At 65.2% G+C, this 19,726-nt stretch carries 16 protein-coding genes; 6 read left to right on the forward strand and 10 right to left on the reverse strand.

Annotated elements, in window-relative coordinates; translation table 11 throughout:
* Positions 1-45 precede the first annotated feature (45 nt).
* The 3 genes from D769_RS00335 to D769_RS00345 all read right to left on the reverse strand — a co-directional run bounded on the left by D769_RS00335 (position 46) and on the right by D769_RS00345 (position 3,528).
* A complete protein-coding gene (locus D769_RS00335; protein ID WP_008640901.1) occupies positions 46-288 on the reverse strand; it encodes an RNA-binding protein in 243 nt (80 codons plus the stop codon).
* Positions 289-393: 105 nt separating this feature from the next.
* The gene (gene fabI / locus D769_RS00340; protein ID WP_008640903.1) at positions 394-1,173 is read right to left on the reverse strand and encodes an enoyl-ACP reductase FabI; all 780 of its coding nucleotides are present in this window, start codon (positions 1,171-1,173) and stop codon (positions 394-396) included.
* A 90-nt stretch (positions 1,174-1,263) separates the two neighbouring features.
* The gene (locus D769_RS00345; RefSeq protein WP_008640921.1) at positions 1,264-3,528 is read right to left on the reverse strand and encodes a DUF3141 domain-containing protein; all 2,265 of its coding nucleotides are present in this window, start codon (positions 3,526-3,528) and stop codon (positions 1,264-1,266) included.
* Positions 3,529-3,834: 306 nt separating this feature from the next.
* Here D769_RS00345 and D769_RS00350 point away from each other — a divergent pair, with 306 nt between their 5' ends.
* Together D769_RS00350 and D769_RS00355 are read left to right on the forward strand one after the other, a co-directional pair.
* Positions 3,835-4,785, forward strand: a complete 951-nt coding sequence (locus tag D769_RS00350; RefSeq protein ID WP_008640930.1) for a phosphate acetyltransferase — start codon at positions 3,835-3,837, stop codon at positions 4,783-4,785.
* 23 nt (positions 4,786-4,808) lie between these two features.
* On the forward strand, positions 4,809-6,026 hold the full coding sequence (locus D769_RS00355; protein WP_008640931.1) for an acetate/propionate family kinase: 1,218 nt from the start codon (positions 4,809-4,811) through the stop codon (positions 6,024-6,026).
* On the opposite strand, the gene D769_RS00360 is transcribed toward D769_RS00355, so the two are convergent.
* The gene (locus D769_RS00360; RefSeq protein ID WP_035881431.1) at positions 6,023-6,787 is read right to left on the reverse strand and encodes a tyrosine-protein phosphatase; all 765 of its coding nucleotides are present in this window, start codon (positions 6,785-6,787) and stop codon (positions 6,023-6,025) included. The genes D769_RS00355 and D769_RS00360 overlap by 4 nt on opposite strands.
* Positions 6,788-7,122: 335 nt before the next feature.
* On the opposite strand from D769_RS00360, the gene D769_RS00365 reads away from it, so the two are divergent.
* The 3 genes from D769_RS00365 (at position 7,123) to D769_RS00375 (ending at position 10,542) form a co-directional block, all read left to right on the forward strand.
* Positions 7,123-8,646 (forward strand): DASS family sodium-coupled anion symporter, encoded by a 1,524-nt coding sequence (locus tag D769_RS00365; RefSeq protein WP_035881506.1) that lies wholly within the window; start codon positions 7,123-7,125, stop codon positions 8,644-8,646.
* Between the two features lie 61 nt (positions 8,647-8,707).
* Positions 8,708-9,757, forward strand: a complete 1,050-nt coding sequence (locus tag D769_RS00370; protein WP_008640934.1) for an Ldh family oxidoreductase — start codon at positions 8,708-8,710, stop codon at positions 9,755-9,757.
* A gap of 89 nt (positions 9,758-9,846) precedes the next feature.
* Positions 9,847-10,542 (forward strand): transglycosylase domain-containing protein, encoded by a 696-nt coding sequence (locus tag D769_RS00375; protein WP_017511621.1) that lies wholly within the window; start codon positions 9,847-9,849, stop codon positions 10,540-10,542.
* A gap of 9 nt (positions 10,543-10,551) precedes the next feature.
* Here D769_RS00375 and D769_RS00380 read toward each other — a convergent pair whose 3' ends face one another.
* The 5 genes from D769_RS00380 to D769_RS00400 form a co-directional block, all read right to left on the reverse strand.
* Positions 10,552-10,794, reverse strand: a complete 243-nt coding sequence (locus D769_RS00380; RefSeq protein ID WP_008640936.1) for a formate dehydrogenase subunit delta — start codon at positions 10,792-10,794, stop codon at positions 10,552-10,554.
* Positions 10,795-10,802: 8 nt separating this feature from the next.
* Positions 10,803-11,648, reverse strand: a complete 846-nt coding sequence (gene fdhD / locus D769_RS00385; protein WP_008640937.1) for a formate dehydrogenase accessory sulfurtransferase FdhD — start codon at positions 11,646-11,648, stop codon at positions 10,803-10,805.
* Positions 11,649-11,664: 16 nt separating this feature from the next.
* Positions 11,665-14,538 (reverse strand): formate dehydrogenase subunit alpha, encoded by a 2,874-nt coding sequence (fdhF, locus tag D769_RS00390; RefSeq protein WP_008640938.1) that lies wholly within the window; start codon positions 14,536-14,538, stop codon positions 11,665-11,667.
* A gap of 88 nt (positions 14,539-14,626) precedes the next feature.
* Positions 14,627-16,183 (reverse strand): formate dehydrogenase beta subunit, encoded by a 1,557-nt coding sequence (locus tag D769_RS00395; RefSeq protein ID WP_008640939.1) that lies wholly within the window; start codon positions 16,181-16,183, stop codon positions 14,627-14,629.
* Positions 16,180-16,689 carry a formate dehydrogenase subunit gamma gene (locus tag D769_RS00400; protein ID WP_008640940.1) on the reverse strand — a complete coding sequence of 170 codons (510 nt, stop codon included), beginning with the start codon at positions 16,687-16,689 and terminating at the stop codon, positions 16,180-16,182. The genes D769_RS00395 and D769_RS00400 overlap by 4 nt, the downstream gene beginning before the upstream one ends.
* Positions 16,690-16,832: 143 nt before the next feature.
* On the opposite strand from D769_RS00400, the gene D769_RS00405 reads away from it, so the two are divergent.
* On the forward strand, positions 16,833-17,924 hold the full coding sequence (locus D769_RS00405; protein ID WP_008640941.1) for a substrate-binding domain-containing protein: 1,092 nt from the start codon (positions 16,833-16,835) through the stop codon (positions 17,922-17,924).
* Between the two features lie 51 nt (positions 17,925-17,975).
* Here the strand turns inward: D769_RS00405 and D769_RS00410 are convergent, their stop codons facing one another.
* The gene (locus D769_RS00410) at positions 17,976-19,706 is read right to left on the reverse strand and encodes a hemagglutinin (protein WP_040010804.1); all 1,731 of its coding nucleotides are present in this window, start codon (positions 19,704-19,706) and stop codon (positions 17,976-17,978) included.
* Between the last annotated feature and the right edge of the window lie 20 nt (positions 19,707-19,726).

The following is a 19,726-nucleotide window of genomic DNA, read 5'->3' on the forward strand; positions in this document are numbered from 1 at the left end:
CACTGGTGTCAGTGCGGTATCGGCGCGGCATTCACGCGGCATCCACTAGTTCTGGTGCGCCGGGATATACCAGCGCATGATGCTGCCGGCGAAGTACTGTTTGTCGAGCTGCCGCAGCAGCCGCCAGGCCGTGAAGGCGTCGACGTCCAGATCCACCCATGCCCATGGATGATCGGCGTCACCCTCGCGCATGATGTCGATCGAGATGACGCGGGCGTAGATCTTGAGCTTTTCGCGCAGCATATCCGCCGTCACATCTCGATGCAGCCCGCGGATCAGTACCTGCATGGCGGCCTCTCCCTCGGTGCGTTGGCATTGTGTGTATTGTAGGCCGCGCTCCGCGTCACGTCGTGTGCCTCATGCGCTGATCGCACACGACGTTGCCCCATCCTGTCAGGCCATCACGTGCACGCCGCCATCGACGTACACGGTGTTGCCAGACAGCCGTCGCGCGTACGGCGTAGCCAGGTAGGCGGTGGCGAAGCCCACATCCATGATGTCGACCAGTTCGCCCAACGGCGCGCGCCCCGCCGCCTCGGCCAGCAGAGCGTCGAAGTCCTTGAGCCCCGACGCCGCGCGCGTCTTCAGCGGCCCGGGCGAGATCGCGTGCACGCGGATGCAGCGCGGACCGAGTTCATAGGCCAGATAGCGGCAACTGGCCTCCAGCGCAGCCTTTACCGGCCCCATCAGGTCATAGTTCGGCACCACGCGGTTGGCGCCGTCATAGCTCATCGCGAACATCGTGCCGCCGTGCGGCATCAGCGGCACCGCGCGGCGCGCCATGCGTATGAAGGAATGGCAGGAGACATCCATCGCCCGCGCGAACCCGGTGGCCGATGAATTGAGCAGTCCGCCCTGCAGGTCGGCCTTCGGCGCGAAAGCCACGGAATGGATCAGGGAATCCAGTTGCCCCCACTCCGCCGCGATGCGCGCGAACAGCGCGTCCATCTGCGCATCGTCCTCGACATCGAGCGGCATCAGGATCGGCGCCTCCACCTGGCGCGCCAGTGGTTCCACGTACGGCAGTGCCTTGTCGTTGAGATAGGTCAGCGCGATCTCGGCGCCCATTTCCCGGAACGCCCGGGCGCAGCCCCAGGCAATCGAGTCCTCGTTCGCCACGCCCACGACGAGCACGCGCGCCCCTGCAAGGGGTGGATTCGGTACTTGCACCATCGGATTCTCCGGCGAAGCTACGTGATGAGCGATGCGCGACGACCGCCCCGCCTCCGGCACGCGGTGGCGGGGCGAAATGGTTATCGGGAGTCAGGTCTGGGCGTCGGCGCCCGCCTCGCGCGTGGCCTTGCCGTGATCGGTACCCATCACGTCGGCGACCTTGCGGTAACGCTCCATCCACTCACCCTCGAGCGGGCCACCAACGGTCAGCACGCGATGTGCCAGCACCATCACCCGGCGACGCTCCTTCATGTCCGGCACGAGTTGCGGCAGCGTGCGCAGCGCGCCGTCGGGGTCAAGACTGACGACATAGCTCTGACGCCGTACCGCGTCCTTGAATTCGGCCAGTGTGAAACGCTCGTCGGGCGGGTTTTCCACCGCCAGCTTGCGTAGCAGGTTGAATGGACGTTCCTCGATGGCGGACTTGCCCCCGGTCACGTAGGCCAGGATGCGCAGGAACCCATCGACCAGCGTGCCCTCGTCGATCCGGGACAGCGCCTCGCGACGGCGGAGTTCCGCCACCTCCGTACGCAGCGCGGTAACGGCGGGCGACTCGGCGCGCTCGGTATCCACCTTCATGCCGAATAGGGCCGGCAGCCACGGCGTGGCGTAGATCGACCAGAACGCCTGTTCCTGCCAGGCATCGCGCATATCGCGGTACAGGTCGAGCGAGCGCACGATCTGATCGGAGATCGCGGTCTGCATGGCCAGGAACGGATTGTCGGGAGATACGGGCTGGCGCGCTTCGCGCACGGCCGGCGCCATCGCGCTCACCCATTGCATCCACGGATTGGTGTCGCCTTCCAGCGATCGTTCAAGCCGCGTCGGATGCACCGCCCGAATCACCTCCGCCATCGACTCGTTCGACATCGCGCGCAGGAACGGCGAGGCAAACGTATCGTAGAGATGCTGGTTGACCTCGGCCACGCGGCGCACCACCTGGAACGGCAGTTCGTCGTCCCGGCCGTCGTCGAGCGACAGGATGTCGTCGATCGTGCGTCGTTCGAAGCGCACCATGTAGCGGCCTTCGATCAGATCCTTGTGCGACGTGCCCGGCGCGATGTCCTCGATCTTCGCTTCGTACAGGCCCGGCGGCAGCACGTCGATCAGGTCCAGCGCGCAGAAGAGTTCCGAGTGTTCCTTGTTGGCCACGCTACCCGACACGAAGATGCCGAGGTGGCCGATCGAAGGATGCAGGCAATAGACGATGGTCTGGTCGTTGGCGACGATCTCGTCAACGTTCGCGTAGAGATCGGGAATCCAGTTCAGCGCCTGCTGCGGCGGCGTGATGTTGTCACCCCAGGAGGCGAATACGATCACCGGCGAGCGCACGTTCCGCAGGTCGATGACCGTCTTGCCGTCGTTGCTGCGCACTTCGCCCGCTGTGAGGTGGTTGCCGACGAACAGGTTCTGCACGATCCAGTCGATCTCTTCCCGGTTCATCAGGAAGTGGCCGCCCCACCAGCGCTCGAACTCCAGGAAACGCGGACCCTCGGTGTCGGCCTTGGCATAAACGTTGTAGAGCTTCGACCAGAACGTGTTCGCGGGATCGAGCTTCTCGAAGTTCTGTACGAGCCAGGCGCCGTCGAAGCGGCCATTGCCCAGATCCGCCGCCAGCGATGCCAGCCAGGTGCCACCAAGCAGGCCACCCGAGTACCGCATCGGATTCTTGCCACGCACCCCAGACCAGTACGCCACGGGCGCGCCAGCCAGCAGGATCGGGCCGGTGACTTCCGGCGCGGCAGCCGCCAGCATCAGCAGGGCCCAGCCTGCCTGACAGTTGCCGACGACGAATGGCTTCCCGGGTGCATCGGGGTGACGCTCGGCGACCGCCTGCAGAAACAGGCCTTCTGTACGCGCGACATCCTCGATCGTCTGCCCTGGGCAAGGATCGCGAAAGAACGTGATGAAGTAACACGGATGCCCACCACGCAGCGCATTGCCAATTTCGCTGTCGGACTTGAACCCGCCGATGCCAGGACCATGCCCCGCGCGGGGGTCCATCACCACGAACGGCCGCTTGGCCGGGTCCGTCGGTTGTCCTTCAGGTGGCACGATGCGAACCAGCGCGTAGTTGACCGGCGTCGGCAAATCGCGGCCGTCGATCAGTACCTCGTAGTCGAACACCAGCACTGGCGGCATGCCACCGCGCTCGTGCTCCGCGGTTTCATTGCCGCGCTGCCGAAGGATGTCGAGGAACAGGATCGAGCGTTGCCAGGCATCGATGCCGTACTCCCATGCGGCATGCGCAATGGCGGTAGGCGGAACTGGTGGAAGAAACCCGGCGAGCGCGGTCGCGGCCGGTGAGGGTGCCTCCGCTGTCGATGTGACAGCGGTCGGTTGACGTGCGGTCATTCCGTTTCTCCCAGTCTGGATAGGCGGAGTCAGGGTGTCGCGGCAAGACGTGTCGTCCGGATGATCGATAGATCAGCGCCGGTGTGCTTGCTGCGATGCAACAGCGAAAATCTACCAGTGTCGCGGCGCCATGGCAATTGGCCGAAGCGCCACTCCGAACATATCGGCCACCCATGACATATGCGTGTCATCGTGGCGGTTGGAACATTGGCATATACTTTGCCGCAAGACGTTTGCGCAATGCAGCATCCGTGGCCCCCAGGATGCCTGCCCTCCAAAACCGTTTGGTTCCAGGGAACGCTGCCTATGCCGATTACATCGTCCACCGACAAGTACGCCCAGCTGCTCGCGCGTTGCGAGGGGCTGCCCCCCATCCCCACCGCCGTAGCGCATCCGTGCGACCAGTCATCGCTCGATGGCGCACTGGAAGCGGCACGGCTTGGCCTGATTACTCCACTGCTGGTTGGCCCGGAGTGGCGCATCCGGCAAGTGGCGGAAGAGCACGGCCTGCCCCTCGGCGATACGCCGATCATCGATACAGCTCACAGCCATGCTTCGGCCGAAGCCGCCGTGGAAGCCGTGCGCTCGGGCCGCGCCGAACTGCTAATGAAGGGCAGCCTTCATACCGATGAGTTGCTGCACGCCGTGACGCGCAGCACCAGCGGTTTGCGCACGGAACGGCGCCTTTCGCATGTCTTCGCGATGGACGTGCCGACCTATCACAAGCCGCTGTTCATCACGGACGCCGCGGTCAACATCTTCCCCACGCTGAATGAGAAGGCCGACATCGTGCGCAACGCGATCGACCTCGTGCGCATTCTCGGCGTCGAGCGCCCCAAGGTGGCGATTCTCTCGGCCGTGGAAACGGTGACGGACAAGATCCCGTCGACGATCGACGCCGCCGCGCTGTGCATGATGAGCCTGCGCGGGCAGATCGAAGGCGGCCTGCTCGATGGCCCGCTGGCGTTCGACAACGCCATCAGCAAGGCCGCGGCCGAAACCAAGGGCATCCACTCCGAAGTGGCCGGCGACCCCGATATCCTGCTCGTGCCGGATCTCGAAGCCGGCAACATGCTCGCCAAGCAGCTCACGTTCCTGGCCGGTGCGGAAGCGGCTGGCATCGTACTTGGCGCGCGCGTGCCGATCATCCTGACCAGCCGCGCCGACAGCGTGCGCGCGCGCATTGGTAGTTGCGCGATCGCCGTGCTCATCGCCCATGCACGCCGTGTTGCCACCGAGGCAGCCGTCAAGGTCTGAAGCCACTTAAGGAGATTCGCCGCGTGACCACTGCTCACCCTGTCATCCTCGTCGTCAACGCCGGCTCATCGAGCGTCAAGATTTCCATCTTCTCCGTGCCGGAGGCTGCCCACGAGGACGTCGAAGTCCTGCCCGCGCAGCTTGCGCACGGCCAGATCGAAGGGATCGGCGTGGCGCCGCATATCGAGGGGCGCCTGGCCGATGGAACCGTCGTCGCCGACGAGCGCTTTCCCGTGGAGCAGGTGCCCGATCACGATGCGGCGTTCCGCCTGATCCAGGCCAGGCTGCAGGAAGGCCTGCGCGACACGCCGCCGGTAGCGATCGGCCATCGCGTGGTGCATGGCGGCATGGACTTTGCCGACGCCGTGCGTATCGACGACAACGTGATCGCCAGGCTCGATGCGCTGGTACCACTTGCGCCGCTGCACCAGCCGCACAACCTGACGGCGATCCGCGCGGTGCGGGCCGCCGCGCCCGGCCTGTTGCAGGTAGCGTGCTTCGACACCGCGTTCCACGCCGGGCACGATCCGATGGCCCAGTTGATGGCGCTACCCTACGAGTACTACGAGCAGGGCATCCGGCGTTTCGGCTTTCATGGGCTGTCCTACGCGTATATCGCGCGCCGGCTCAAGCAGGTGGCGCCCGACCTGGCCGAGGGCCGCGTGATCGTTGCCCACTTCGGTAACGGCGCGAGCCTGTGCGCGATGCGCGGCGGCAAGAGCGTGGAATCGACCATGGGCCTCACGGCGCTGGACGGCATGCCGATGGGCACGCGCTGCGGCACGATCGACCCCGGTGCGGTGCTGTGGCTGGCGGCGCAAGGGATGACGCCCGACGCAATCCAGACGATGCTCTATGGGCAATCGGGCCTGAAGGGTATCTCCGGCGTCAGCAGCGACATGCGCGCGCTGCTGGCCAGCGATACGCCGCGCGCGAAGCTGGCCGTGGACTTCTACGCCTATCGCGCCGCACAGGAAATCGGCAAGCTCGCCGTCACGCTGGGTGGCCTGGATGGACTGGTCTTCACGGCTGGTATCGGCGCCAACTCGCCGGACGTGCGCGCACGCGTCTGCGCGCACCTCACCGATCTCTTCGGCATCTCGCTGGATGCCGCGGCCAATGGCGACAACTGCCAACGCATCAGCAGCGACACAAGCCGCGTGCCGGTGCTGGCGCTGCAGACGGACGAGGAAGGCATGATCGCTCTCTCGACCGCGAAGATCCTGCTAAACGGCGGCTAATCTTCGAGGTAGTGCCCGCGTAGTTGCCCCACATCGATGCGCAGGTCATCGGCAAGAAATTGCTCCACACTGCCGTAGGCCTGCGCAATCGCATCCATCGATGCTTCCAGGTACTCGGGCCGCACTTCGAGCAACGGCGTGATGACGTCCGCGTCGACCCCGATCGGGGCCACGCGCGCCAGCACATCTTCGTTGAGGCGACGATTCCAGTGATTGGATTCGAGGTAATTGGCGACGATCTCGTCCTGCGACACGCCAAGCGCCGATAGCAACAGCAACGACGCAAAGCCTGTGCGGTCCTTGCCTGCGGTGCAGTGATAGAACAGCGTGCGGCCGGCCTCGGCATGGCGCAGGAACGCGCCGAACGCCTCGCGGTAGCGCACCGGAAAATCGCGGTACACATCGAGCATGAAGTCGCGCATCTGCGTGGGCGTGCTTGCACGCAGGCGCGGCACCAGCACATCCATCGCCATGCTGCCCTCCAGCACCGGCACCGCGAGCCAGTGAAAGCGCTCGCCGAAAGCGGCCTCGGCAGGCGACTTCTCGCCCGGAGACCGGAAATCGACGACGATATCCAGATCGAGCGAATGCAGGCGATCGAGATCGGCGGCCGAGGCCAGCGCGGGATTCGCGCTGCGATAGAGCTTGCCCGACCTGACGCGACGGCCGGACAAACCGGCCAGTCCGCCAAGGTCACGCGCATTGGGGATCGTTTCCAGCCCCAAGGAAGGGCGTGCGTCGTGATTCATATTGTTGGTCATTTCACATCCGCGTGCCGTCATGCACGCCTTCCAAAAACGTTCAACATCGACTTCAATTATTTCAGATCGCCGCATCGAAGGACAGGTGCCACGTACGGCTTCATGCTTCCGTGCCGCTCATACGCCCATCCACGCGCAATCACACTCACTCGATCCGCACAAGGCCCCATTGCCGGCATCGAAGCCTGACATCGCAGTGAGTTGATATCCAGCAATTGCGCCGTCATCGGCACCTTGGCACATCGGCCTTGGCTTCACATAATGAGCCCATGTCGGCCGCGGCGATCCTGCGATACGACGCGACCGACAGGCTGATCCAACATGGGGATTCCACGATGCCTGAATCACAAGTACCTCCTGCCGCCCCCGGCGCCCCCACCGCCGCGACGGCCATCCCGGCCGCGCCCAAGCTCAACATCCACTGGGGTCTATATGCCGCCGTGATCGTGCTGATCGCGGTGCTCCTGATTCCGATGCCGGCCGACCTGCCTGTGGCCGGTCAGCGCATGCTGGCCATCCTGGCATTCGCGGTCGTGGTGTGGATTACCGAAGCGGTGACCTACGAGACCAGCGCCATCATGATCACGTCGCTGATGGCAGGCCTGATCGGCTTCTCGCCGATGGTCAATGACCCCAACACGCTATACGGCACGTCGCGCGCACTCGGCATGGCCCTGGCGGGCTTCTCGAACACCGCGCTGGCCCTCGTCGCCGCCGCGCTGTTCATCTCGGCGGCCATGACCGTGACCGGACTGGACCGGCGCATCGCGCTGGTCACCTTGTCGGCCATCGGCACCAGTACCCGGCGCATCCTGATCGGCACGATCGCCGTCACGATCCTGCTCAGCCTGGTGGTGCCGAGCGCCACCGCGCGCAGCGCATGTACCGTGCCGATCATGATGGGCGTAATCGCCGCATTCGGCGTCGACAAGAAGTCGAACATCGCAGCCGGCATCATGATCATGGTCGCCCAGGCCACCAGCGTCTGGAACGTCGGTATCCAGACCGCCGCCGCACAGAACCTGCTGACCGCGGGCTTCATGGACAAGCTGCTCGGCGAACGCGTGACCTGGCTGCAATGGCTGATTGCCGGCGCCCCCTGGGCCATCGCGATGTCGATCGTGCTGTACTTCCTCGTGCGCTGGCTGCTACCGCCTGAAACCGACGCGATTGCGGGCGGCAAGGAAGCCGTGCAGCGTGAGCTGGCCGCGCTGGGTCCGATGACCGGCCCACAGAAGCGTCTGGCTGCCGTCGCCATCGGCCTGCTGCTGTTCTGGGCCACCGAGGGCAAGCTGCACAAGTTCGATACGGCATCGATCACGTTCGTCGGCCTGGTGATCCTGATGCTGCCGCGCATCGGCGTGATGGACTGGAAGACGATGCAGCAACGCACGCCCTGGGGCACGCTGATCGTGTTCGGCGTCGGTATCAGCCTGGGCACCGCACTGCTGACCACGCAGGCCGGCCAATGGCTCGGCAAGTTCGTCGTCACGCATTCCGGCCTGGCCAATCACGGCACGCTGCTAGTCTTTGCCGTGCTGGCGGCATTCCTGATTCTGATCCACCTCGGCTTTGCCAGCGCCACGGCGCTGACCTCCGCGATGCTGCCGATCCTGATCTCGGTATTGCAAACGATACCCGGCGACATGAACAAGGTCGGCATGACGATGCTGCTCGGCTTCACGGTCAGCTTCGGCTTCATCCTGCCCATCAACGCGCCGCAGAACATGGTCTGCCTGGGCACCGATACCTTCAACGGACGACAGTTCGCGCGCATCGGCATCCCGACCACGATCATCGGGTATCTGCTGATGCTGCTGTTTGCGTCGACGTACTGGCGCTGGCTTGGCTGGATCTGATCGGCAAACACGCAACCTAGCCGCTGACACAAGCGCCCCCAAACCTTCGCCCCCAACAACGATGAAAATTACCCTAGACAGCGCGCGGCAGTTCGCGCGCAGTATCCTGGCGGCGCAGGGTGTGCCCGCCGATATCGCCGATGACGTGGCCGAGCACCTGGTGGAAGCCGATCGCAGCGGCTACGTCAGCCACGGCCTGTCGATCCTGCCGAACTACCGCCGTGCCATCGAGAGTGGCAACGTGAATCCCACCGGCCGCGCCGCGTGCGTGCTCGACCGCGACATGCTGATGGTGTTCGACGGTAACGGCGGCTTTGGCCAGCACGTCGGCAAGACCGTGATGACGCGTGCCATCGAACGTGTGCGCCAGCATGGTCACTGCATCGTGACACTGCGCAAATCACACCACCTTGGCCGCATGGGCCACTATGGCGAGATGGTGGCCCATGCGGGCTTCGTGCTGTTGAGCTTCACCAACGTGATCAACCGCCCGCCCGTGGTCGCGCCCTTCGGCGGCCGCGTGCCACGGCTCACCACTAATCCGCTTTGCTTTGCCGGGCCGATGCCGAACGGGCGACCGCCGCTGGTCGTCGATATCGCCACCAGCGCCATCGCCATCAACAAGGCACGCGTGCTGGCGGAGAAAGGCGAGCCCGCGCCGGAGAACAGCATCATCGACGCCGAAGGCAACCCGACTACCGATGCGGGGGTCATGTTCGACGATCAACCGGGATCGCTGCTGCCGTTTGGCGCGCACAAGGGCTACGGCCTCGGCGTGGTGGCGGAACTGCTGGCCGGGGTGTTGTCCGGCGGCGGCACGATCCAGCCGGACAACCCGCGCGGTGGCGTGGCCACGAACAACCTGTTCGCGGTGCTGCTGAATCCCGAACTCGATCTCGGCATCAACTGGGAACGGGACGAGGTAGAGGCCTTCGTGCGCTACCTGCACGACACGCCGCCTGCACCGGGTTTCGACCAGGTGCAGTATCCGGGCGAGTACGAGGCCATGCATCGCGCCGCTGCGGCAACGCATCTGGAGATCAATCCGAAGATCTGGAGCCATCTGGCAGCGTTGGCGGGGGATCTGGGGGTGGATATGCCGGCGGCGTAGGCCGTTGAAGCACGCTTCGCACGGACCGGAGACTGGAGAGCATCAGAGATTTCCCAGACGCGATGGCCGCCAATGGCACAATACGCGCCATGCAACGTCTCTGGTCCGCCCTCGTCAAATTCGTTCTGCTCGCCACCATCGGTGGCGCCCTGCTGCTGGCCTTCGTCATCGTGATGGCGAATCGGCAGTTGCCGTCCCTCGACGCGCTGACGGCATTTCGCGATTCGCCCGGCTACGTGAAGATCGCGGATTTCCCGCACAACTTGCCCGAGGCCGTGGTCGCCATCGAAGACGACCGCTTCTACCTGCATGACGGCGTGGACTATGTGGGCGCGATGCGCGCCGGCATCGCCAATCTCTCCGACGACCTCTCGCAAGGCGCGTCGACGATCACGATGCAGGTGGCGCGTAACTTCTATCTGTCGCGCCAGAAGACCTACACGCGCAAGCTCTACGAAATCCTGCTGGCGTACCGGATCGAAAACGCACTGAGCAAGGATGAAATCCTGGAGATCTACCTGAACAAGATCTACCTTGGCCAGGGCGCGTATGGCTTCGGTGAGGCTGCCGAGACCTACTTCGGCAAACCGGTCGACCGGCTCACGCTGGCCGAATGCGCGATGCTGGCCGGGCTGCCCAAGGCGCCATCCGCCAACAACCCGGTGGTCAATCCGCGCCGCGCTCGCCAGCGCCAGGCCTACATCCTGCTGCGGATGCTGGAACTGGGCCGCATCACGCGCGCCCAGTACGATGCCGCACTGCTCGAACCGCTGCGGCTCAAGTAGGCTCGCGCGTCACGCGGCCGCCTGCGCCACCGCCACCTTGTCGCGATGACGCGCCACGGCAGCCTGCACGATCGGATCGAGCCCTTCCCCGCCCGTCGTGTCGATATGGGCCAGCAGCGCGCGCCGCATGCGTGGCTCCCAGAACCGCTTCAGATGGCTGGCGATATCACCCAGCGCTTCATCTCGATCTGGCATCGCTTCGAAGAACGTGCCGATCTGATTGGCCATCTTGACCAGATTGTCGATATGCATGAAAGACCCTACGCAAGCTTGAGTCGTTGGGGGTGAGAGTAGGCGACCAGGCTGCCGCCGCGCACGAAACCGGCCAGCGTGACACCCGCCGATTCGGCCAGACGCGCAGCCAGCCCCGTTGATCCGGACACCGCCGCCAGGATACCCGCGCCAATCGAGGCCGTCTTGAGCACCATCTCGTAGCTGGCACGGCTGGTGACGATCACGGCGCCACGACTCACGTCCTCGCCGCCCTGCGCCAGCGCGCCGGCCAGTTTGTCGAGCGCGTTGTGGCGGCCCACGTCCTCGCGCACCAGTGATACGTCGCCATCTGCCCGCAACCACGCTGCCGCGTGTGTGGCCCCGGTATCGCGCAGCAGCGCCTGCCGCTTGTGCAGCGCGGCGAAGGCATCATCGAACACCACGGGATCGAACACCGCGGCGCTTTGCACCTTCCGCGGCGCGCGCATGACCTCATCGAGCGATTCCGTGCCGCAGAGACCGCACCCGGTACGTCCCGCCAGCGCCCTGCGCCGGCTCTTGAGCGCGACGAACGCGGCGCTGGCGATCTCCAGCTTCACCGTCACGCCATTCTCGGCGGCTTCCACCTCGATGCCGTAGATGTCGCGCGCGCTGTCGACCACGCCCTCGGTCAGGCTGAAGCCGATGGCGAAATCCTCCAGGTCCGCCGGCGTGGCCAGCATCACCGCGTGGGAGATGCCGTTGTACTCGAACGCCACCGGCACTTCCTCGGCCAGATGATCGATCTCGGCGGAGGCGGCGCCCTGCCGCCAGCGCGTGACCGCACGCGTGTGCTGCACTGGCAATACTCCAGCTTCTCCCAGGCCGTTCTCGTCAGGCATGTCTCGCTTCATCGCCGTGCTCCCTGGTTCATCGCGTCGGTGCGGGCTCGCCGGCCGCGCGCAGGTGTGCCAGCTGTTCCTCGTTGAAGGCATGGTAGTTGCGCTGCCACGTGGAGGGCTGCGCCACCGGCATCACCTGCACGGCCGTCACCTTGTACTCCGGGCAATTGGTGGCCCAGTCCGAGTTGTCGGTCGTGATCACGTTGGCGCCGGACTCGGGGAAGTGGAACGTCGTGTAGACCACGCCGGGCTGCATCCGCTCGCTGACGATCGCTCGCAGCACGGTTTCACCGGCACGGCTCTGAATCCCGACCCAGTCGCCATCCTTGATCCCACGTTCCTCCGCATCGTGCGGATGGATCTCGAGCCGGTCCTCATCGTGCCAATGCACGTTGTGCGTGCGCCGTGTCTGTGCGCCAACGTTGTATTGGGACAGGATGCGGCCCGTAGTCAGGATCAGCGGGTACTTCCGGTTGACCTTCTCGCTGGTCGGCACGTACTTCGTGATGATGAACTTGCCCTTGCCGCGCACGAAGGTGTCCACGTGCATGGTCGGCGTGCCCTCCGGGGCCTCGGCATTGCACGGCCACTGGATGCTGCCAAGTTCCTCGAGCTTCTTGTAGCTGACACCCGCGAACGTGGGCGTGAGGCGCGCAATCTCGTCCATGATCTCGGACGGATGGTTGTAGTGCATCGGATAACCGAGCGCGTTCGACAGCAGGATCGTTGCCTCCCAGTCCGAGTAACCGGCCTTCGGCGGCATCACCTTGCGCACGCGCGAGATCCGGCGCTCCGCGTTGGTAAACGTGCCATCCTTCTCCAGGAACGACGAACCCGGCAGGAACACGTGCGCGTACTTGGCGGTTTCGTTCAGGAAGATATCCTGCACGACGATGCACTCCATCGACGACAGCGCTTCGGCCACGTGCTGCGTATTCGGGTCGGACTGGACAATGTCCTCGCCCTGGCAGTACAGACCCCGGAACGATCCGGTGATTGCCGCTTCGAACATGTTCGGAATACGCAGACCGGGCTCGGGGTTGATCTCGACATTCCACGCGGCCTCGAAGCTGCCGCGCACCGTCGAGTCCGACACATGACGATAGCCCGGCAGTTCATGCGGGAACGAGCCGATATCGCACGACCCCTGCACGTTGTTCTGGCCGCGCAGCGGATTGACGCCCACGCCTTCGCGACCGATGTTGCCGGTGGCCATGGCCAGATTGGCGATGCCCATCACCGTGGTCGAGCCCTGCGCATGTTCGGTCACACCCAGGCCGTAATAGATCGCGGCGTTGCCGCCAGTGGCGTAGAGGCGGGCCGCGCCGCGCAGTTGTTCGGCCGGCACGCCGGTCTCCGCTTCGAGTGCCTCAGGCGAGTTCTCGGACAATGCGACGAAATCGCGCCATTGCTGGAACGCGCGGTCCTCGCAACGCTCGGCGATGAATTGCTCGGCCAGCAGCCCCTCCGTGACGATCACGTGCGCGATCGACGTCACCACTGCCACATTGGTACCGGGACGCAACTGCAGGTGATAGTCGGCGCGGATATGCGGCGATTCCACCAGGTCGATGCGGCGCGGGTCCACCACGATCAGCCTGGCCCCGGCGCGCAGGCGACGCTTCATGCGCGAGGCGAACACCGGGTGCCCATCGGTCGGATTGGCGCCGATAACCATGATCACGTCGGCCTTGGCCACCGAGCGAAACGTCTGCGTGCCAGCCGATTCGCCGATGGTCGTCTTCAGGCCGTAGCCGGTGGGCGAATGGCAGACGCGTGCGCAGGTGTCGACGTTGTTGTTGCCGAACGCGGCTCGCACGAGCTTCTGCACCAGATAGCCTTCCTCGTTGGTGCAGCGCGACGAAACGATGCCGCCGATCGAATCCTTGCCGTGCTCCGCCTGGATGCGCCGGAACTGCGAGGCCGCGTATCCGATCGCCTCTTCCCACGACACTTCCCTCCACGGGTCGGTAATCCTGGCGCGAATCATCGGCTTCAGGATGCGGTCCTTGTGCGTGGCATAGCCCCACGCGAAACGGCCCTTCACGCAGGCATGGCCCTCGTTGGCGGCGCCGTCCTTGTAAGGCACCATCCGCACGACCTCGTTGCCCTTCATCTCGGCCTTGAACGAGCAGCCCACGCCGCAGTACGCGCACGTGGTGATCTTGCTGTGGGATGCCTGGCCCAGCTGGATCACCGACGTTTCCGTCAGTGTGGCGGTGGGGCACGCCTGGACGCAGGCGCCACACGACACGCAGTCCGATTCCATGAACGGCTGGCTGGTGCCGGCCGCCACACGCGAATCAAAGCCCCGGCCGCTGATCGTCAGCGCGAACGTGCCTTGCGTCTCCTCGCAGGCACGCACGCAGCGATTGCAGACGATGCACTTGGACGTGTCATACGTGAAGTACGGATTCGATTCGTCCTTGGCCAGATGCGTGTGCGTGGCGATCGGCGGGGCAGTGCCGGCGCCATCGTTGTATCGCACTTCGCGCAGGCCCACCACGCCGGCCATGTCCTGCAACTCGCAGTTGCCGTTGGTCGGGCAGGTCAGGCAGTCGAGCGGGTGATCGGAGATATAGAGTTCCATCACGCCCCGGCGCAGATCGCCGAGCTTCTCGCTTTGTGTGCGCACCTTCATTCCTGCTTCGACGGGCGTGGTGCAAGAAGCCGGATAACCGCGCCGGCCTTCGATCTCCACCAGGCACAGGCGGCACGATCCGAATGCCTTCAGCGAATCGGTGGCGCAGAGCTTCGGCACGCCCACGCCCGCCTCGGCGGCGGCGCGCATCACGGAGGTGCCAGCTGGCACGGTGACGGATACCCCGTCGATTTCCAGCGTAACCTGCGTTTCGGCGTCGCTGGCCGGGGTACCGTAGTCGAAATCGTCTCGAGCGTTCAAGGGATGTCTCCCGTCTTTCACTGCTGTGAGGTCGCGCGCTCCTGAGGAGCGCGTCGTGCTTTTTCTGATTGCCGCGCTCAGGCCGCGTTCAGGCTGCCTTCGCAGCCTTGCCCGACAGGCCGAAGTCTTCCGGAAACTCGTCCAATGCGGACAGTACCGGGTACGGCGTCATGCTGCCCATCGCGCAAAGCGATCCGTTGACCATCGTGTCGCAAAGATCGCGCACCAGCGCCACGTGCTTCACGGGCTGGTCGCCGGCGATGATGCGGTCCATCACCTCGACGCCGCGCGTGGACCCGATCCGGCATGGCGTGCACTTGCCGCACGACTCGATCGCGCAGAACTCCATTGCGTAGCGCGCCATCTTCGCCATGTCCACAGTCTCGTCGAACACCACGATGCCGCCGTGCCCCACTACCGCGCCGAACGCCGCGTACGCCTCGTAGTCGATCGGTGTATCGAAGCGTGAGTCGGGCAGGTAGGCGCCGAGCGGCCCGCCCACCTGCACCGCGCGGATTGCACGTCCGCTGCGCGTGCCGCCGCCATAGTCGAGCATCAGCTCGCGCAGCGTCACGCCGAACGCCTTCTCGACCAGACCACCCTGGCGGATGTTGCCGGCCAGCTGGAACGGCAGCGTGCCGCGCGACCGGCCCATGCCGAAGTCCTGATAGAACTTCGCGCCGCGCGCGAGAATCACCGGCACGGTGGCCAGGGAGATCACATTGTTGATGACGGTAGGCTTGCCGAACAGCCCCTCCAGCGCAGGCAGTGGAGGCTTGGCGCGCACCACGCCGCGCTTGCCTTCCAGGCTTTCGAGCAGCGCGGTTTCCTCCCCGCAGACGTAGGCGCCGGCACCCTTGCGCACTTCCAGCTGGAAGCGGCGGCCGCTGCCGCGAATGTCGTCGCCAAGCCAGCCGGCACGCGTGGCGATCTCGATCGCTGCCGCCGTCGCGGCAATCGCGTGCGGATACTCGGATCGCGTGTAGATGTAGCCCTGCTCTGCCCCGACGGCCAGACCCGCGATCACCATGCCCTCGATCAGCATGAACGGATCGTCCTCCATCACCATGCGGTCGGAGAATGTGCCCGAGTCGCCCTCGTCGGCATTGCACACCACGTACTTGACGTCGGACCTGGCGCCGAGCACGGTCTTCCATTTGATGCCGGTCGGGAACGCTGCGCCGCCACGGCCGCGCAGGCCAGAATCGACGACCTCCTGCACGATCTCCGCGGGCGCCATCGACAGCGCGCGGGTCAGCCCAACGAAGCCCTCGTGCGCGATGTAGTCGTCAAGCGACAAGGGGTCGGTAATGCCGACGCGCATGAACGTCAGCCGCTCCTGCTTCTTCAGGAACGGAATCTCGGCAGTCGCGCCGTGGCTCAGCGCATGGCTGCCGCCGTGGAGGAATCCCGCGTCGAACAGCACGGACACATCGTCCTCGGTGACCGGGCCATACGCCACCCGGCCCGCATCGGTCTGCACCTCGACGAGCGGTTCCAGCCAGAACAGCCCGCGCGAGCCGTTGCGCACGATGCGCACATCCACGCCGCGCTTTTCCGCCTCGCGCGCGATGGCCTGCGCCACTTCATCTGCGCCCAGCGCCAATGCGGTGGAGTCGCGGGGTACGAAGATCGTCGTGCTCATGCCTGGGCCTCCTCGCGCTCGCGGACTGCGTCGATCAGCTTGTCGAATCGCTGCGTGTCGACGCGACCATGCAAACGATCGCCGATTGTCATCGCCGGGCCGCAGGCGCACTGGCCGAGGCAATAGACCGGCTCAAGCGTGAACTGGCCATCTGCGGTGGTCTCGTGGAAGTCGCACCCGAGGGCCTTGCGCGCATGGGCGGCAAGCGCATCGGCGCCGACGGACTGGCAAGCCTCGGCGCGGCAGATCTGCACCACGGTACGGCCGGCCGGCCGCTCGCGGAAGTGGTGATAGAACGTGATCACGCCATGGACCTCTGCGCGCGACAGGTTGAGCGCGCGCGCGATGACCGGTACCGCATCGGCCGGAATGAAACCCTGGCTGACCTGGATGTCGTGCAGGATCGGCAGCAGCGCGCCTGGCATGTCGCGCCGGGCGGCCACGATGCGTGCGACGGCGTCGGCAACGCCCGCGGCGTCACCGCCGGTGGGGATGGTATCTGGCATGAACTGTGTCTCCGTACCGTTTTGCGGCGCCCACCGATATCGGCTTTTTTCTACATATTTGGTGGCACCGAAGCTGGCTTTTTTGCCGCTTTGTGCGACTATAGGATCGTGGTTTGCCCCGTTCAATATGCTATTTTCCGCATATGCTCCGCATTTCGATCCACCCTCACCTGCAGATTCGCGACGACACGGCCCGGACACCGGCGCCAGCGCTCGACGTATCGCGGCTCGTGGCGTTGCTCGGCCATATCGAGGCCACCGGCAATATCGCCCAGTCGGCGGAAGCGGTGTCGTTGTCATATCGCTACGCCTGGGGAATCCTGCGCGATGCGGAAACCCTGTTCGGCGGCGCGCTGATCGCCAAGACACGCGGGCGCGGATCGGTGCTGACGCCGCTGGCGCAGCAACTCGTCTGGGCCAGCAAGCGCATTGCCGCGCGGCTGTCGCCCACGCTGGAAAGCCTGGCCTCGGAACTCGATATCGAACTCAAGAAGCTGATGGCCGAGTCCGACCCGGCCGTGCGCATCCATGCCAGCCACGGATTCGCGGTGGCCGCGCTGCGCGATTTTCTCGATGAACAGAAGGTGCGGCACGACCTGAAGTACTGCGGCAGCCTGGAAGCCGCCGCCGCGCTGGCCGAAGGCGCCTGCGACATCGCCGGCTTCCACGTGCCGATCGGCGAGTTCGAGGAAGAGACACTGCGGCGATTCACGCGCCTGCTGCATCCGCAAACCCACTGCCTGATTCACCTGGCCACGCGCGCGCAGGGGTTGTTCGTGCGGCCGGGCAACCCGCTCAATGTGTTGACGCTGGAAGACCTGGTGCGACCCGACGTGCGGTTCGTCAATCGCCAGATGGGCTCCGGCACCCGGTTGCTGCTGGACCTGATGCTCGCAAGGCGCGGCATCGACAGCAGCCGCATCGAAGGCTTCAACAACGGCGAGTTCACCCACGCCGCGGTGGCCGCGTATATCGGCAGCGGCATGGCCGACGTGGGCTTCGGCGTGGAGACGGCCGCGCGCCGCTTCGGGCTGGAGTTCGTGCCGGTGCTCAAGGAGCGCTACTTCTTCGCCATCGAGACGAAGGCGCTGCAGAACCCGGCGCTGACGGGAGCGGTGAACGCGATGAAGAGCGGGAGTTTCCGGGAGCGCGTCAATGCGTTGCCCGGCTACGATGGCGAGATGACCGGACTGGTGCAGTCATTCGAGGAAGCGTTTCCGGGAGTGCTGCCGTAGGCGCGTGGCGGGGAAATCCCATCCACGCGCCTGACGCGCCTGACTCCCGAATCAATACACCACGACCGACAGCGCCGCACCCGCCGGCACGCGCACCTTGTCGCTGTACACGCCGTTGCTGTCGCTACGCGCAGCCGCGTAAGTGCCATAGCCCTGCAGGAAAATTGGGGCGATGGCCGGCAGTTTTCGCAGCGCCGCATACGCCGGCAGCGACGGATCGATCTGTGGCAGCACATACGTGCCATCCGTCCGGCCCGGGTAGCCAAATCCGGTGGGCGCCGACGCTGCCGGCAACGCGGCGGTCGTGGTCACTTTCCAGTTCAGCAGGGCCTGCTCGAACGTCCAGCCCGGTCGTGCCGCGCGAATCGCCTGATCGAGCACGGTCTTCGAATCCGCCGTGGCGCGCGTCAGCAGATCCTTGTAGAACGCCAGGCCAAGCTGGCGATCGAGGAAGCCGCCAAGACTGCCGGACACCGAATAGCTTTCGCACGACGCGCCAAATCCCGTGAACTGCAGCACGTTGCAGTTATAGGCGCCATAGCGATAGAAGTCCGGCAGGCGCAGATCGCGGATGGGGTTGTACGTCGGGTCGATATCGTGACTCTGGAAGTCCTCCATCTGCATCGCCGTCATTTCCTCCAGCCACGTGTCGTAGGCATACGCAGCCCCCATGCTGACCTGACGGCGATAGAAGTTCTGCATGTGCGTGCCTTCGTGCGCCATGACCGTCTTGACCGATTGCAAGCCCGATGCACCGCCGAGAGACAGGGTCTCGCTGTCCAGGTAAAGCGAGATCGCCTCGTTGCTGTTCTGTGCGCTGCTCTTCAGGAAGTTGTGCATGCTCCAGAAGTAGCCGACCGTACCGAACGGCTGACCGTCGCGGTTGAAATTGAGAATGACGATGTCCAGCGGCTGGCCATCGGGCAACATCGTGCCGCCGTAGCTGTTTGGTCCCCAGACCGGGCCGCCGATATTGACGAGCTTGTCGTAGATGCCACCGCTGTTCGCGAACGCGGCGGCCAGACCGTCGACCATCGCCTGCGTAATGTTCCCGGCGGTGAACTCGGCGTCCTCGACCCAGAAGTTGACTCGCACATTGCCCGGGGCCGTCACCTGCGTGCGCAACGTGGCCGGACGCGTAGTCTTGTCGGTGTGATACCAGCTCTTCTGCGCACCCACTGCCAGACCGACCGTCGCGGACAGCGGCGCGGACACGCCCATCGTGCTCAGCCGTGGCGCCGGCCCGTTCTGGAGGGTGTCCACCCAGCCCGCGCGGTTGTACTCGCCGATGGCGCGCTGCGTGGCTTCGGCGTCCGAGACCACGCTCAATGCCTGGGGCGACAGCATATCCGCCGCCACACTCGACGAGACCGAGGCCGGCATGGCGACCAACATGCTTGACAGGTTGGTCAGCATCAGCGAGATCGACCGTCCGGCCACGCCGGAGATGGCGTACTGGACGTCCATGTCACTGCTACCCGGAGCGCGACCCCAGATACCGGTACCGGCACCCGCATAGCTGCTGGCGGAGGCCGCGCCGCAGCCGCTGCACGACTGGTCAAGGCCGCTGACCAGCAGCGGCGCAGGCGTAGCGGGGGGCGTCGTCGTGGTGGTAGTGGTGGTCGTGGTGGCAGAGGGCGTGGCGGTGGGGCCAGACCCACCATCGCCACCGCCGCCACAGGCTGCCAGCGCCAGCACACTCATCGCTGCCAGCCCAGTCCAGCCAGAAACACGCGGAAAGGGTCGTACGCACGCGGACGCGCGTGCCAGGTTTTGACGCATCAAGGGGACTCCCGAGGAAA

The organism is Cupriavidus sp. HMR-1, from assembly GCF_000319775.1.
In the GTDB taxonomy this organism is placed as follows: domain Bacteria; phylum Pseudomonadota; class Gammaproteobacteria; order Burkholderiales; family Burkholderiaceae; genus Cupriavidus; species Cupriavidus metallidurans.

Excerpts from the sequence above, each read along its gene's own strand:
- D769_RS00345 (WP_008640921.1), bottom strand. The coding sequence starts at position 3,528 with ATGACCGCACGTCAACCGACCGCTGTCACATCGACAGCGGAGGCACCC.
- D769_RS00395 (WP_008640939.1), bottom strand. The coding sequence starts at position 16,183 with ATGAGCACGACGATCTTCGTACCCCGCGACTCCACCGCATTGGCGCTG.
- fdhD (WP_008640937.1), bottom strand. The coding sequence starts at position 11,648 with ATGAAGCGAGACATGCCTGACGAGAACGGCCTGGGAGAAGCTGGAGTA.
- D769_RS00405 (WP_008640941.1), top strand. The coding sequence starts at position 16,833 with ATGCTCCGCATTTCGATCCACCCTCACCTGCAGATTCGCGACGACACG.
- fabI (WP_008640903.1), bottom strand. The coding sequence starts at position 1,173 with ATGGTGCAAGTACCGAATCCACCCCTTGCAGGGGCGCGCGTGCTCGTC.
- D769_RS00365 (WP_035881506.1), top strand. The coding sequence starts at position 7,123 with ATGCCTGAATCACAAGTACCTCCTGCCGCCCCCGGCGCCCCCACCGCC.
- D769_RS00400 (WP_008640940.1), bottom strand. The coding sequence starts at position 16,689 with ATGCCAGATACCATCCCCACCGGCGGTGACGCCGCGGGCGTTGCCGAC.
- D769_RS00410 (WP_040010804.1), bottom strand. The coding sequence starts at position 19,706 with ATGCGTCAAAACCTGGCACGCGCGTCCGCGTGCGTACGACCCTTTCCG.
- D769_RS00335 (WP_008640901.1), bottom strand. The coding sequence starts at position 288 with ATGCAGGTACTGATCCGCGGGCTGCATCGAGATGTGACGGCGGATATG.
- D769_RS00375 (WP_017511621.1), top strand. The coding sequence starts at position 9,847 with ATGCAACGTCTCTGGTCCGCCCTCGTCAAATTCGTTCTGCTCGCCACC.
- D769_RS00380 (WP_008640936.1), bottom strand. The coding sequence starts at position 10,794 with ATGCATATCGACAATCTGGTCAAGATGGCCAATCAGATCGGCACGTTC.
- D769_RS00350 (WP_008640930.1), top strand. The coding sequence starts at position 3,835 with ATGCCGATTACATCGTCCACCGACAAGTACGCCCAGCTGCTCGCGCGT.
- D769_RS00370 (WP_008640934.1), top strand. The coding sequence starts at position 8,708 with ATGAAAATTACCCTAGACAGCGCGCGGCAGTTCGCGCGCAGTATCCTG.
- D769_RS00360 (WP_035881431.1), bottom strand. The coding sequence starts at position 6,787 with ATGACCAACAATATGAATCACGACGCACGCCCTTCCTTGGGGCTGGAA.